The organism is Algoriphagus winogradskyi (assembly GCF_900182815.1).
In the GTDB taxonomy this organism is placed as follows: Bacteria; Bacteroidota; Bacteroidia; order Cytophagales; family Cyclobacteriaceae; genus Algoriphagus; species Algoriphagus winogradskyi.
In genome coordinates this window covers 141,635-156,185 of record NZ_FXUA01000008.1, presented here as the reverse complement: position 1 = coordinate 156,185, position 14,551 = coordinate 141,635, and the positions used below count along the sequence as shown (strand labels likewise).

Below are 14,551 nucleotides of genomic sequence, written 5' to 3'. Positions count from 1 at the left end.
GAAGACTTACTATGAAGTTTACATTACTTACAATTATCATTCTGGGGATATTTTCCTGCAAAAGCTCCAATAATATGCTTCCAGAAGATTCTGAAAAACCTATGACTGAAAATCCCACAGACAACTCTGATCAACTCACTTACTTGGCGCTGGGCGATAGCTATACGATAGGTGAAGGTGTAAGCGATACAGGGCGATATCCAAGCCAATTGATCGCCAAACTAAATACCGAAACTGACAAGAAGTGGGCTTCACCAAAAGTCATCGCCCGCACAGGCTGGACAGTTGACGAACTTGAAAAAGGCATCAAGGCAGAGAATATTGAAGGAAATACCTACGATTTGGTTACGCTTTCTATAGGAGTAAATAATCAATATCGTGGTCTTCCTATAAGTAAATTTGAAGAGGAGTTTGAAACCATGCTTTTAAAGGCAATAAGTTTTGCGGCTGTGAATACCAAGCATGTGGTGGTTTTGTCTATACCAGATTGGGGAATTACCCCATTTGCAAAAAAAAGTGGTAGAGATGAAAGTAAGATCGCTCAGGAAATTGACTCATACAACAGCATTAAAGCTAAAATCTGCGAAAAAAACGGGGTTACCTATATTGACATTACCGAGCAATATCGCGCTTTGGGCAGCCAGGAAGAAATGCTTGCTGCAGATGGCCTTCATCCCAGCGCTGAAATGTATAGCCTTTGGACAGAAAAACTATTTGAACAGCTAGTTTCAATTTACTAGAGAATTATGTATGGTTGATTAGAGATAAGTATCTAGACATAAGAAGCAAGATGCTAGAAGCAAGAATAAAGACCATAATCTGTCGCATGAAAAACTTTGACTGCAAACAAAGACTAATACATTTAAACTTTTAATCCATGAAAACTATCCTATTTCTATTCATCAGCACTATTCTGGCAGCAGTTGCATGTGAGCGTCAGGCGGAAGAAAACACAGAAACTTGGTGGATAAATTCTTCTAAAATGGATTGCGTTGGAGTTGGTCCTATGTCTTGTCTTCAAATTCAAAAAGGAGCTGAGATTAACCCGGGATCCTGGGAGTTTTTCTACAGTTCTATTCAAGGGTTTGACTATGAGCCAGGCAATATTTACCAGATCAAAGTAAAAATCACAGATAGGGAGCCACCAGTTCCCGCGGATGCTTCATCTAAAATTTATCAGCTTGTGGAGATATTAAGTGAAAACCCTGACCCCGCTTTGCGCCTGACTAACATCTGGAAAATCATTCAAGTGGGCGAAATAGAAAACCCAACAGGTTTCAAAAACAAAGAAGCTTTAACCTTTGAGTTTAATGCTTCGAAGAAAACCTATGTAGGAAACATGGGCTGCAATTCTGTACGTGGTGAGATCAAGGAAAATGATGGAGAGAAACTTCTACTTGGTCCCGGCGCGGCTACGAGAATGGCTTGCCCCGATATGAGTGCTGAGAATGCAATTTCCAAGGCATTGACAGATACTCGCGGATATAAACTGGAAAACAACCAACTTTACTTGTTGAATGAATCAGGTCAAACCTTGATGACTTTCCAAGCTATAGATTAATTATATATGAAGATCATTTGCATAGGCCGAAATTATGCGGCCCATATAGAGGAATTGAAAAATGAAACCCCTGGCGATCCAGTTGTTTTTCTAAAACCAGACACTGCCCTATTAAAGGATGGGGCACCTTTTTTCTACCCTGATTTCTCCAAAAACATCCATCACGAAGCTGAACTAGTTCTGAAGATTTCCAAGCAGGGAAAATTCATCCAGAAGAAATTTGCTCATCGCTATTTCAATGAGATTGGTTTTGGAATTGACTTCACAGCACGAGACTTGCAGGATCAATGTAAAGCCAAAGGTTTGCCTTGGGAAATTGCTAAAGGATTTAATGGCGCGGCACCTATAGGCGGATTCAAATCAGTGGATGAATTTATAGATTTGAAAAGCATAGATTTTCATCTGAATATCAATGGAGAAACACGTCAAAAAGGCAACACTTCTTTGATGCTGTTTGACTTTGGAACAATCATAGAATACGTGTCTCAATTCTTTATGCTTAAGACAGGAGACCTGATCTATACAGGAACTCCGGCAGGAGTCGGGCCTGTTCATATTGGAGACAAATTGGAAGGATTTATAGGGACAGAAAAGCTGCTGGATTTTGAAGTTAAGTAAACTAGGCTACGTACTTATATTTCTTGGATTAACCGCCTCTTTCAAGATTGATGCTCAGGAAGTTGATAAGGGCTATTTCAAAAACCCCATTAAGCCTGGTACAAGAAATTACTTATCAGGGAATTTTGCTGAACTAAGACCTAATCACTTCCATACCGGCTTGGATTTCAAAACAGGAGGACAGGAAGGTCTTCCTATTTTGGCAGCTGCTGATGGGTGGGTTCACCGCATTAAAATCTCTTCATTTGGGTATGGTAATGTGATTTACCTCAAGCACCCAAATGGTAAAATCACACTTTACGGTCACTTACGAAATTTCAACAAGGAGCTTAGCGATTACATGCGTAAGAAGATGTATGAAGCAAAAGCAATTGACTTAGAAGTATTTCCTGAGCCGGGAGAACTTCCTGTAAAACAGGGGCAAAAGATAGCGGATAGCGGAAACACAGGTGGTTCTGGAGGTCCACATCTGCACTTTGAGATTCGGGATAGCCTGGACAGGGCCATGGACCCACTCCTTTTTGGCTTTCCTGAAATCGTCGATAATACGGCACCAGTACCGCAAAGTATAGCCATTGTTCCCTTAGCTATAGACTCTAGAGTGAATGGAAAATTTGCCAGGCTGGAAGTGACGCCAGTAGCCAGCGGTTCTAATTATCGTTTACCAAATGATATAAAGATCACGGGTAAAGTAGGTATAGAAATACGAAGTTATGATCAGCTTGATGGTGCAAGTAATAGAAATGGTTTTCCAACTTTTGAATTGACCGATGGCACAGGAACCGTTTTAAATTTGACTGTAGATAAGGTTGATTTCAACTATACCAGACAATTTCTTCAACATACTTATCAGAATCGCTATACCAAGCTATATTTTCAGGAGAATTTAAAATTTAAATTTATTACACCTGAATCCTCCTCAACAGGTCACCTAGAGCTTGACCCTGGAGTAAAGAAAGCTTATCAACTCAAGCTTCGGGATGCCTATGGCAATGAGCGTCAGATTAATTTCACCCTGCTCGGTCAAGATAGAGAATCAAACATCAATGATGGAGTTGCGCCTTCCAAAGCATCCTTAGATTACATTAATAATATCTTGAAAATCAAAGCTCCAATCTCTCCAAAAGGCGGTTTGGCTAAATTTCAGGTGGGTGCACATTCATTTGAAATGCTTCCAGCATACCAAGATGAAAACAGTAGAACCTATCTCTGGGACATGAATTTTGGTATTCCTGAAGAAATTGATATTTGCACAGAAGTTCTAACACCGGGTATCAAAGCAATAATTCCTGCCGGAAAGCAGACCTCCTATTCAGAGCAACACTTACAGGTGAACTTCAGTCCCGAATCAGTTTTGGACGATTTCTTTTTGAGAATCTCTCAAAGTGGATCCTCCAATTCGCCACGTTTGGTAATCAATGACAGCCGGGAATATCTTTGGAATTCTATGAATATAAATTGGAATCTTCCTGGTTATTCCGGAAATAAGGACCGCTCCCATGCCTACTATATTTCAGGCGGTTCTAAGTCATTTTTGGGAGGAACTTGGACTGGGGATACTTTGAGTTTCAACTCCAGATCTCTAGGGGAAATCTCCATTTTACAGGACAACACCAAACCAACAATTAAGGTGGTAAGAGTGAATTCCACCGAACTTCGATATATCATTCGCGATGATTTATCAGGAATCGACACCTATGAAGCCTATGTGAATGGCAAATGGGTACTAATGAGGTATGAATACAAACAAGCGGTCATTTGGTCAGAAAAACTTGAAAATCTACCCTTCAAGGGGGAAGTTTTATTAAAAGTTACCGATAAAGCTGGCAATACTGCTGAATGGAAAGGAACGATTGGTTAAATTAGGCCCCCTAAACACTAGCATATGAACTTAGAAAAAGGCCAAATGGCCCCAGATTTTGAAGCTAAAATTGAAACAGGAGAAACGATCAAGCTTTCTGACTATAGAGGAAAAAAAGTGGTACTCTATTTTTATCCTAAAGATGCTACTCCAGGATGTACAGCTCAGGCATGTAACCTAAGAGATAATTACGAAGCCTTGCAAAAAGCCGGCTATGTGGTTTTCGGGGTAAGCTCAGATGCTGAAAAGTCACACGTTAAATTCAAAGAAAAACAAGAACTTCCATTTTCTTTAATCGCAGATACTGATTTGAAAGTACACGAAGCTTATGGCACATGGCAAGAAAAAAATACTTTTGGCAAAACCTACATGGGTACTGTCCGAACCACTTTTGTAATAGATGAGGAAGGAAAAATATCCGAAATCATAGAAAAAGTAAACACAAAAGATCACACAGCACAAATCCTAAATTAAACCTATATCCCTAATGGAAAAACAAACAATCGAGCAGCTCGAAAGTACCGCATCTCAGGTACGTAGAGACATTCTCCGCATGGTTCATGCGGTTCAATCCGGGCACCCAGGAGCATCACTTGGTTGCACTGAGTTCTTTGTAGCTCTTTATTTCAACCAACTCAATCACGATCCTAATTTCAAAATGGAAGGCAAAGGTGAAGACCTATTTTTCCTTTCCAATGGACATATCTCACCAGTATGGTATTCTGTACTTTCCCGATCAGGCTATTTTTCTCCTGAGGAAATGGACACGTTCAGAAAATTGAATTCAAGACTTCAAGGTCACCCAGCGACTGAAGAAGGTCTTCCGGGAATCAGAATTGCATCTGGGTCTTTGGGACAAGGATTGTCAGTAGCAATCGGAGCAGCTCAGGCTAAAAAAATTGATGGTGATGACAGCACTGTCTTTGTATTGATGGGTGATGGAGAGCAGGAAGAAGGCCAAGTTTGGGAAGCGGCTATGTATGCTGCTCACTGGAAAGTAGACAATCTAATCGCTACTATTGACCTTAATAGGCAGCAGATCGATGGACCTACAGCTGAGATTATGGACTTGATCGATTTAAGAGCTAAATATGAATCTTTCGGATGGGAAGTTATCGACACCCTTCAGGGAAATGACATGAAGTCTGTAGTAGAAGGACTGGAAAAAGCAAAAAGCCTAAGTGGAAAAGGAAAGCCAGTTATGAATTTGCTTCACACCGAAATGGGCTTTGGAGTTGATTTTATGGTAGGTACACACAAATGGCATGGAATTGCTCCTAGTGATGAGCAATTAGCAAACGCTTTAGGACAGTTGCCAGAAACAATTGGTGATTTTTAATTAAGGCGATTTTTAGACCATTCAACGAAAAGAAAACATGGAAAAGACATTGGATTTAAAATTCAACTATACAGAAAAAAAAGATACACGTTCCGGATTCGGCGATGGCTTCCTGGAAGCTGGTCGTAGAAACCCTAATGTGGTGGGCCTTTGTGCTGATTTGATCGGATCATTAAAGATGGGTGCATTCCAGAAGGAATTCCCGGAAAGATTCTTCCAAACCGGTATCGCAGAAGCAAATATGATGGGCATCGCCGCAGGTATGACTATCAATGGCAAAATTCCTTTCACAGGTACTTTCGCCAACTTCTCTACCGGTCGTGTGTACGATCAGATTCGTCAGTCTATTGCCTACTCAGGCAAAAACGTAAAAATCTGTGCTTCTCACGCTGGCTTGACGCTAGGTGAAGACGGAGCAACTCACCAGATTCTGGAAGATGTGGGTATGATGAAAATGCTTCCTCACATGACGGTGATTAATCCTTGCGATTATAACCAGACGAAAGCTGCTACGATTGCGATTGCTGATTACGAGGGTCCTGTTTACCTGAGATTCGGGCGTCCATCCTGGCCTATTTTCACGGATCCAGCTCAGAAGTTTGAAATTGGGAAGGCTTGGAAAATGATCGAAGGTACTGATGTGACCATTTTCGCTACTGGACATTTGGTTTGGGAAGCTGTAGTAGCCGAAGCAATTTTAAGATCAGAAGGCATCTCAGCTGAAGTGATTAATATTCACACCATCAAGCCATTGGACGAGGAAGCAATTCTTGATTCAGTAGCCAAAACTGGCTGCGCAGTAACTGCCGAAGAACACCAATACAATGGTGGCTTGGGTGATAGTGTAGCACAAACCTTAGCTAGAAACAACCCTGCTCCTATGGAATATGTAGGAGTTAATGACAGCTTCGGAGAGTCTGGCACTCCTACCCAGTTATTGGACAAATATGGACTAGATGCTGCAAATATCGTAGCGGCTGCTAAGAAAGTATTAGCTAGAAAGTAAGAATAGTATCCAAGCTGCTTGTGGAGAAGCAGCTTAACAATACATGAAACCACGGCATCGAAAGAGGCTGTGGTTTTTGTTTTAGTTTTTTTGTTTCAAAATCCGAATAAATTCTCTCCCAAATTATTTTGGCAATACCGCCTAATTACATTTCTTTGAATAAGAATTAACAGCTTTTCAACACCCAAATTTGCCGTTCATTCCTACTCAACCTACTCTCGACTTTCTGAATGATTAAGCTTACCCAAGATATCAGTATTCAAAAACTCACCGCAGAGGACCAGCCTGAACTTATTGAGTTGATGCGGGATATTTATATTCCTTCGTATAAACATATTTGGTCAGACTCTGGTGACTGGTATCTGGAGCAGATGTATAATCCGGAAGTTTATCAGAAAGACTTGGAAAATCCAGCTAGCCATTATTTTTTCGTGCTTTTTGAAGGTTGGAAAATTGGTATTTTGAAATATAATTACCCAGAATCTCCGGCTTTATTTGAATTCCCAAACTCCCTACACCTCCACAGGATTTATATTAGCAAGGAGTTCCAAGGGAAAGGAATTGCAGCCAGGCTTATGAAAATGGTGGAAGCTACTGCACGAGAACGTGGTATGAAGTACATGTGGCTGGAGGTGATGGACACCCAATTGCAAGCACAAAAATTTTATAGAAAAATGGGGTTTGAATGGCTTTTCACCTATCACCTTGAGTACGAAAATCTTCTTCCCAAGTATCGTGGAATTCAGATTTTAAGAAAAACCTTAACTTAAATTTGAGTTTGCCACCGAACGTATAGTTTTAAATTCTAAGGAGAATCAATTATTTTTAAGAAAAAGCCATTATGCTAAAATCTGCCCTTTTTTCTCTTTTAGCGATCATTACTGTTTCCATAGTACTTTTTTTAGCTAAAGAAAATACGGAAGGTCCTTCTAGTCAACAAGCAAGTTTTGCCAATTTTACAAACTCAAACAACGCTATACTTACTGAAGGTGATGAGCAAGTAGGTGTTTTTTTCATGCCTTCTTGGAACACCTCCCCTGATCCAGCTGTGGATCGCGATAGTTTCTGGTCCTGTCTTACTGGTAGAGAGGATTGTTCGAGCTTACAAAACCGCGGTATTTGGGGGCCAAAAGGAAGGATTTATAATGCCAAATATCCCTACGAAGGCCCCTATTTGGATAGAAAACCAATCAAGGAATTGAAGGGCTTTTATAAAAGAGATGATCCGGAAGTCATCAAAAAACAGCTGGAATACATGAAGAGTTATGGAATTGACTTTTTTGCATACGATTGGTTTTTTGGCAGGAACTACTATTACCATCTGAACTTTGGGCCACAATCAAAAATATACTATCCAAAAGGATGGAAAAGTGACAGCAAGCGAGATGGAAGAGTGGAAGTTCCGGGCCTGGTAGAATGGGGCGATCAACTGGAAGTCATGCTAAAAGTTAATGCTAGCCTGCCGAAAACAAAGCAAATGAAATGGGCGATAAACTGGTGTGATGACAGTGATGAGCGCTGGATGACCTGGCTAAAAATCGGAGCTCCTGAAGAGCTGGCTAGAAAAGCTAATTATGAAGGAGAGAAGCCAGACAAAGAACTATACCTAAAAGTACATGAGAAAATCACTCAACTCTGGATAGATCAATACTTTGGTAGAGAGGATTATCTAAGAAGCAAAGATGGCCGACCTATCGTTTACTTCTATTTTCCACAAGATGCTGAGTCTCGAGCGGCTTATTATGGGCTGAAATTGAAGGATTTATTGGACCTCTCGCAGGCAACAGCCAAAAAAGCAGATTTACCAGGCATAAAGTTTATAGCAGTCACAGCTGGTCCTATGCTTGAAAATGAACGAGCTTACGGGCTTCCTACTCAGTGGAAAGCTAACAATTCTCAGAAACCTTGGGAAGGTGGAACTTATCAGAAAAAGCAACTGCTTCAGGAATATGTCCCAAGGTTAAAGAGTATGGGTTTTGAAGGAATGACTGCTTATGTGTATCACAACTTTATGAATAAAGACAATAAGTCTTATGCTGATATGCGAGAGACTTACAGAAGTCATTGGAATATGTGGAGTGAGAAATTTAAAAAGGATCCGGGTTTCGAATACCAAGTTCCTACCGCCATGGGTTGGGATATGCGACCTGCTGGTGGCACTTGGCCACAACCTTCTGGCGTTCCCAGTGAACCTCAAAAAGATCGAGTTCACAGCGATAAGAACTCATTCACCGCCATGCTCAAAGAAGCGCAGCAGACTTCAAAAAAATATCGTTCCAGCAATGGTAACACGGTGATGGTTTGTTGCTGGAACGAATATTTGGAAGGTAATTATATAGAACCCACTGAAGGTCATGGATTTGATTACCTAGAAGCTATTCAATCCGTTTTTGGAAATTAAATTCCTAAAGACATTCTTCAAGCTTTTTCATAATATCATTAACGTCCGACTTCAATTTATCTTCAGATTTAACTATTGCCAACATCGAGGAAACTATTTCAAAATGCTCTAACTCTGCAATTTTTTGACCTTTATTACCTGCAAGCTTCCAAAGCTTCAGGTATTCATTAACAATATCTTCTTTCTTCGCCTCGGAAATCCCCAGCAGGAAATGAGTTAACATGATATTTACATAATGAGCCATTTTCCAAAAATCATCAGACTTCTGATCACTGCTTTTTAAGTCATCATAGATTCTTTGAATCGCCTTTCTAGCCTCCAAATCAATATTCTTCAGGCCACCTTTCTCTTGCAACAAAAGTTGAAGTCTAGTAATTGTCAACCAATTGGTAAGAGGATAGGCATCTTTATAATCAGACAATTTACTTGCTTGCTTATAGGCATTAATAGACTCTGACATTGCTTCCAATAATTCACTAATTGGGGCATCACGTAGAATGTGCATTTTCCGTTTGTAAGCACTTCCAATCAAACTCCAGCGCTCTGCACTTTCCCCAAAATGCTTGGCCAATCCTCTTAGGTCATCAATGACTTTATCAATCATTTTCACAGCCTCTTTTTGCCCTGTCTTTTTCAACGAAAATTGCTGAAGTGCTAGCTTAACACTTGTATTACAATACCGCTCAAAACTCTTGATGGTGAATGCTGATTTCTTGGATTTCAAGAGCTGCTCATAGCACTTACAAGACTTCTCATATTCTTGAAGCCCCGCATAGATATTTGCAGAAAGCTCATGAATTCTATCATTAAGCATATTCCTGCTTTGCATTATATCAACTACTGAATCAAGTCGGCTGAGCACTCCATCATGATAATATTCATTAGCATCCATTGACTCCAATGTATTTTGAAGCTCAATTTCAACCTCTTCACAGACGAGCAGTTCATCATCGTTATTTCTCCAAACTCCATCTTCTGACAGCTTGTAGAATGGATCTCCATAACATTGGAAAGCACCCCAGGTATTCGTTCTTCGACCGTAATCCTTATAAATCACTTTTCTAGCCCGTTTTACTGCTTCGCCAAAGCCAAGGCCATCAAACATATTTTCATAGAATTGCTTAGAAAATTCCAAGGCAGCTGCATCATCCACTGCCCAGCCAGCCACTATTACCGCCCGAGCACCATTGTTGATTAGCTGAGTACCAATATTTGCTGCGAACTTATTCCTGTACTGACTTCTTTCCTCCGATCCCCTATCCATCAACCCTAGGTAGCAGCAATTCACAAATACTAATTCTGCCGAAGAGCTCATTCCTGCTATTTGAGCAGGCGTCAAGAATGTATCATTGCCAATCACCATTCCGGTAGAGTGATTTGGACCGTGTTTGAATACTCCGTGACCAGCAAGATGTATGATCTTATGATTCCTGGAAAAAAGCTTAAGGATAATATTAGAGGCAGTACTACTTATCAAACTCTGAATTTGGTAATCATTTTTTTTGAGAATATTGACAACAGCTTCTGCTTCACGTTTAGCTCCAGGTAACTGTGGCATAAACTTATCAAGAACAGGATCACCGACAACCAGAGCCGATTTCTCTGTAACTCGCGCTATTTTTTTACGGAATTGCATGGTGGTCAACTGTCGAATCATACCCGTGTGCACACAAAGCGGAACTGCATCCACATCTTCCTGTATCATTTCCCAAGGATATTCTGCAGAAGGCAAATCCAATATCCAAGAGACATTATTTAGACGCTTTACTTCTTCCTTAAACTCAAATGGGATCAATAACTCAAACATTGTTTTAGCTATTTCCGGGGAATATTGGTTTTCCAAAGTCATTCTCTTGAGCAGTACATCCAGGGTCTTGTCACTAGCAGGCATAAACTCTACCTTTTCGCTTGCACCGTTAGAAGCAATGGACATTTTAATAGCTTCTTCCACCTCACCCTGCTCTTTGATTTTCAACTCATGGGATACACTCACTCTAGTCCACCAGTCCTTTGTATTCTCATAAGGAATTCTCCAGCGTCTGCCTAGTTTGTAGTTTAACCCCTTCTCTTTGAAAGCCACATTAAACTCTTTGCTATCATCCACTTCTAAACGCTGAATGGTTTTCAAAATAGACAAGGCTTTATCATTGAATATTTCGATAATTTCTATTTCCTCTATGCCTCTGATTTTTCCATTATAGACGGACTTAATATTTCTATTAGCACGCTGAATACCAAGAATAATAGCTCGAATAGAGCTCTCAGTGGATAAACCTCCATAGGCATTCGCGATAGCAATCACTGAAATGCCAGTAGTTGCGGCAATAGCTCCATCATTTTGAACATCAGTATTTTCCTTTTTTATTGTCAAGTATCGAGCAACGCCTTTCTCCACCGAATTCATCAAGGCAAATCCTGATAATTCTCCAGGCACGCCCAAGCCGATAATCAGACCTCCTTTGAAGGTTGATTTGGTAAAGTTTTCATTTAATACAATCTGATTCGTACCGATAGGCCCCGGATAAAGTCCTAATCCATGTAATCTGGCAAGCTCTCCATCAAGTTGACGGTCTATCGCATGTTCTGTGGTAAGAATGGCATCAAACTCAAAATGACCTGCCAACACCGGGTACTTGGCATATTTCAAGTCTCCATGGCTTACGGATACCAGTATAGGTTTTTCTTCCTGCCATTTTTCAGCTACTTCTTCTATTCCCAAAATGGTATTTAACACATTCTCTTCACTGATATCAAATACCTCAGTTTCGGAAGGAGCAAAATCCTTTTCGTCTCCACGCGTTTTAGGAAGGCTATTTTGTAACCTTTTAGTGCTTCCAAAAAGCAACAAATCTTCTATGGCAGCAAAAAGACTCCTTTCCTTAGAAAGTCCCCCATGCGTCACATTTGCATAGTAAACTTGGTTTTTATCATGAAAAGCCTTTGGAATGCCTGACATCCATGTTACACTCTCATCTCCTGCATTTGTGGCAGAGAACACTAGCTCACCATCCTCAATATCTAGGTTGGAAATTGTGAAGCTTTTCTTTCCACTTTGACCTGCGATGTAAGTAATATTCGAATAATCAATGGTGTCCATGTGGTCTAACACGACTTTTTGATGCTTTCCAAATTCCTCCAAAACTTTTGCAGAAGGAATTGGCCAGGATTCATCACCCGAAGCAGCTCGCATGCGCTCCCATAAGTTCCTATCGGAGAAATCATGTCGAGTATTATTGCTCATTGGCAAGAGATTAAGTATTCCAGGGAAATTGCAGAACACTTCCAGAAGCTCCTTTGTAGAGTGTCTAATATCTATTTTACCCAAAAGTTGAATCAAGCTATCCTTGCCAAAAAGCACATATGGAATTCGGTAAGAACCTCCCAGTGGTGAGCCCAGGAATACAGCTCTGAAGCCAATAGAGGAATTGAGCTTTTGCCAGGTTTCTTTATGATAAACAATAAAATCCCTGACCAAAACTCCACCCATGCTATGAGCTACGATTTTAATGGGTTGATTAAAGCCCAATAGTTCCTCAATTTTAGTCTTGAAGGCTTCAGCACTTTTCTTCAAAGGAATTCTCCAATCAAATTGGAAGGTAACCACATCATAGGTCTCGGAAAGTTTATCTCCCAAATTACCGTAGGAGGTTTTGATCAATGAATGAGCAGATAAACCAGACTTTGAATCCGAATTATATGCCAAGCCAGTTAATTCACCCCTCAGGAATCGCCAATAATTAATCCACAGTAGTTCATCCTTTTCGCCAATGTTTGACCCCATGATCCCAGGAATCACAATAGCAATCGGCCGGGATCCAGAGACCTTATCTTTTTTATAAGCTCCTATTTCTATTGCACCTCTATCCTTATCAACTAATTTCAATTCAAAACTATCCGGAATATCCCCTACTTCCGCAGCTAAGCCAGTGACCAAAGCTTTGACAGTATCTGGGTTTGAAAAGTATTTGAAGTGATTGATAACTCCGCTTTTCTGAATATAAACAGCAACATTTCCTGAGGAGCGTCTTGCCCCCCATTTCATACTTTCTGTATCGACTACCAGGTCATTTTTCTTCATAAAGAAAAACTTACCCAAAATCACTACCAGCGTCTTAAAACTCAAACTCAATTCGCTACTGCCGCCTACCACGAAAAGTGGAAACTTAATTTCAATGTCGGAGGCCTGATAATTCATCGCTTTGATGAAAGGAGATTTGGGATTCATTGCTTCCAAACCTGGCAAAATATCCACGTCATCTTTGCAGGCGACAGCTTCCATGATAAACTCCTTGAATGCAACGTAGATTGGGTTGCCCACATGACCTACCGCTAGGCCTAGTAAGTTGAATGTCACATTCAAGAAAATATTTAAACGACTTGAGGCTAGTGTGGTACCATTGGCCGGGCTGGCTACTCGGACCATCGAGCGAATGGTTATTTTTTTCGCTTGAAGAATATCTCTGATTTCCGCAATTGTTTTGAGATCTGAAGACCTCTCATGTTTATCTAAAAGGGCCTTTTCTATTTCATCAAACCCCTCAGGACTTGTAGAAAATCTTGCCAATAAATCCGCCAATAATCCACCACGGGAATGACTCAAAAGATCCAATTGAATACCTGAAGGAAGACTCAAAACCAGTTCAAGAATATTCTCAAGAGGACTGGTAGTCAATGTTCTGTGCTGAAAAGCAATCAAATGCTCTTTACCATATTTCTGAATCAAATTCAGCCACTCATCGGATTCCTTTAGCTCCCCAAAGGAACCTTCAGTAGATGACCCCGTACCGTGAAGCAAGAGCAAATGCCGACTTTTCACATCTAGCTCAGCCACATTATCCTTGCTAAATTTAAGTGGAGTAAGTTCGATTTTGGGAGAACAAGCTATTAACAGTCCATGCCTCACCTTTTTGAAATCCTCCCCAGTAAATGCCAATTGCTTATCCTCAAGGTTTCTCGCCAATTCTTTAATTTTGGGTTGAATAATCTTCTTTTTTACGAAGACTTTCAAGAGCTTAATCCCTATCTTTTTGAATACGCCCCTATCCTGCTCATCAGACTCCAGCTCATCTGGAAGGTAGAGCTCATCTCCATCTGCAGAGCGTTTTACCTCCAACGGGAATAGGGTTTTAATAGTCTCATTATCCCCCATCCAGACAGTCTCATCCTCAAAATCAAATTCAACAATGTGATTTTCATCTAGTTCGAGGACCTGCTCAGGTACGTCGCCTCTCGTTGGGCTTTCTATCGTGAAAGCTTGTGCAAATTGGTAGAGTTCGAAGCCGCTATCATCGCCTTTATGAAATGAAGAATGATCTTGTCCTTTCAGCTTGATTTTCAAAGTAGCCATAGGTAAAAATTGTTTGGTTAAGAGTACTGAAACATTTCAATTAGGTAAGCAGATATTCATCGTGCTTTGCCCTTGTATTGTGCTGGAGATGAAAAAAAATCATCTGGGAGTTTTCAAAAACCTATGGAAAAATCAGGACATTTTCGTCAGATAGTCCAATCTGAAAACTCCCTACAAATTAAAATTTATTGCTTAAAAAATGTCATTAATGCCAAATAATCTGGCAGTTAAAGCAAATCACCTAGAATAATACAAAAGTGAAATCCTAGTAAACCGGATTATAAAAAATATGACTATCCGTAATGAGGCCAGTCACCTTAGGTTCTTTGCTTATCAGGTTGGAGGACCGAAACCCGAAGTGGCCTCAATCTCAAGTTTAAAATGTCTTGCATTGCTTTTGCCACCTTTCTGGTAGAAA

10 protein-coding genes are annotated in these 14,551 nt (G+C 40.4%); 9 read left to right on the top strand and 1 reads right to left on the bottom strand.

Annotation, left to right across the window (positions count from 1 at the left end; genetic code table 11):
• The first annotated feature begins 11 nt into the window (after positions 1-11).
• The 9 genes from QOL76_RS18240 (at position 12) to QOL76_RS18200 (ending at position 8,786) form a co-directional block, all read left to right on the top strand.
• Complete coding sequence (locus QOL76_RS18240; protein WP_283414396.1) at positions 12-740, top strand: SGNH/GDSL hydrolase family protein; 729 nt, start codon at positions 12-14, stop codon at positions 738-740.
• Positions 741-877: 137 nt separating this feature from the next.
• Positions 878-1,561 carry a DUF4377 domain-containing protein gene (locus QOL76_RS18235; RefSeq protein WP_283414395.1) on the top strand — a complete coding sequence of 228 codons (684 nt, stop codon included), beginning with the start codon at positions 878-880 and terminating at the stop codon, positions 1,559-1,561.
• 6 nt (positions 1,562-1,567) lie between these two features.
• A complete protein-coding gene (locus tag QOL76_RS18230; protein ID WP_283414394.1) occupies positions 1,568-2,179 on the top strand; it encodes a fumarylacetoacetate hydrolase family protein in 612 nt (203 codons plus the stop codon).
• A complete protein-coding gene (locus QOL76_RS18225) occupies positions 2,166-4,040 on the top strand; it encodes a M23 family metallopeptidase (protein WP_283414393.1) in 1,875 nt (624 codons plus the stop codon). Before QOL76_RS18230 ends, QOL76_RS18225 begins: the two co-directional genes overlap by 14 nt.
• A 24-nt stretch (positions 4,041-4,064) precedes the next feature.
• Positions 4,065-4,514, top strand: a complete 450-nt coding sequence (gene bcp / locus QOL76_RS18220; RefSeq protein ID WP_283414392.1) for a thioredoxin-dependent thiol peroxidase — start codon at positions 4,065-4,067, stop codon at positions 4,512-4,514.
• Between the two features lie 13 nt (positions 4,515-4,527).
• Positions 4,528-5,379, top strand: a complete 852-nt coding sequence (locus tag QOL76_RS18215) for a transketolase (RefSeq protein ID WP_283414391.1) — start codon at positions 4,528-4,530, stop codon at positions 5,377-5,379.
• A 37-nt stretch (positions 5,380-5,416) separates the two neighbouring features.
• Positions 5,417-6,385 (top strand): transketolase family protein, encoded by a 969-nt coding sequence (locus QOL76_RS18210; protein WP_283414390.1) that lies wholly within the window; start codon positions 5,417-5,419, stop codon positions 6,383-6,385.
• A gap of 230 nt (positions 6,386-6,615) precedes the next feature.
• On the top strand, positions 6,616-7,155 hold the full coding sequence (locus QOL76_RS18205) for a GNAT family N-acetyltransferase (RefSeq protein ID WP_283414389.1): 540 nt from the start codon (positions 6,616-6,618) through the stop codon (positions 7,153-7,155).
• Between the two features lie 71 nt (positions 7,156-7,226).
• A complete protein-coding gene (locus QOL76_RS18200) occupies positions 7,227-8,786 on the top strand; it encodes a glycoside hydrolase family 99-like domain-containing protein (protein WP_283414388.1) in 1,560 nt (519 codons plus the stop codon).
• Positions 8,787-8,790: 4 nt separating this feature from the next.
• Here QOL76_RS18200 and QOL76_RS18195 read toward each other — a convergent pair whose 3' ends face one another.
• Complete coding sequence (locus QOL76_RS18195; RefSeq protein WP_283414387.1) at positions 8,791-14,133, bottom strand: DUF7379 domain-containing protein; 5,343 nt, start codon at positions 14,131-14,133, stop codon at positions 8,791-8,793.
• Positions 14,134-14,551 lie beyond the last annotated feature (418 nt).

Excerpts from the sequence above, each read along its gene's own strand:
- QOL76_RS18240 (WP_283414396.1), top strand. The coding sequence starts at position 12 with ATGAAGTTTACATTACTTACAATTATCATTCTGGGGATATTTTCCTGC.
- QOL76_RS18235 (WP_283414395.1), top strand. The coding sequence starts at position 878 with ATGAAAACTATCCTATTTCTATTCATCAGCACTATTCTGGCAGCAGTT.
- QOL76_RS18230 (WP_283414394.1), top strand. The coding sequence starts at position 1,568 with ATGAAGATCATTTGCATAGGCCGAAATTATGCGGCCCATATAGAGGAA.
- bcp (WP_283414392.1), top strand. The coding sequence starts at position 4,065 with ATGAACTTAGAAAAAGGCCAAATGGCCCCAGATTTTGAAGCTAAAATT.
- QOL76_RS18215 (WP_283414391.1), top strand. The coding sequence starts at position 4,528 with ATGGAAAAACAAACAATCGAGCAGCTCGAAAGTACCGCATCTCAGGTA.
- QOL76_RS18210 (WP_283414390.1), top strand. The coding sequence starts at position 5,417 with ATGGAAAAGACATTGGATTTAAAATTCAACTATACAGAAAAAAAAGAT.
- QOL76_RS18205 (WP_283414389.1), top strand. The coding sequence starts at position 6,616 with ATGATTAAGCTTACCCAAGATATCAGTATTCAAAAACTCACCGCAGAG.
- QOL76_RS18200 (WP_283414388.1), top strand. The coding sequence starts at position 7,227 with ATGCTAAAATCTGCCCTTTTTTCTCTTTTAGCGATCATTACTGTTTCC.
- QOL76_RS18195 (WP_283414387.1), bottom strand. The coding sequence starts at position 14,133 with ATGGCTACTTTGAAAATCAAGCTGAAAGGACAAGATCATTCTTCATTT.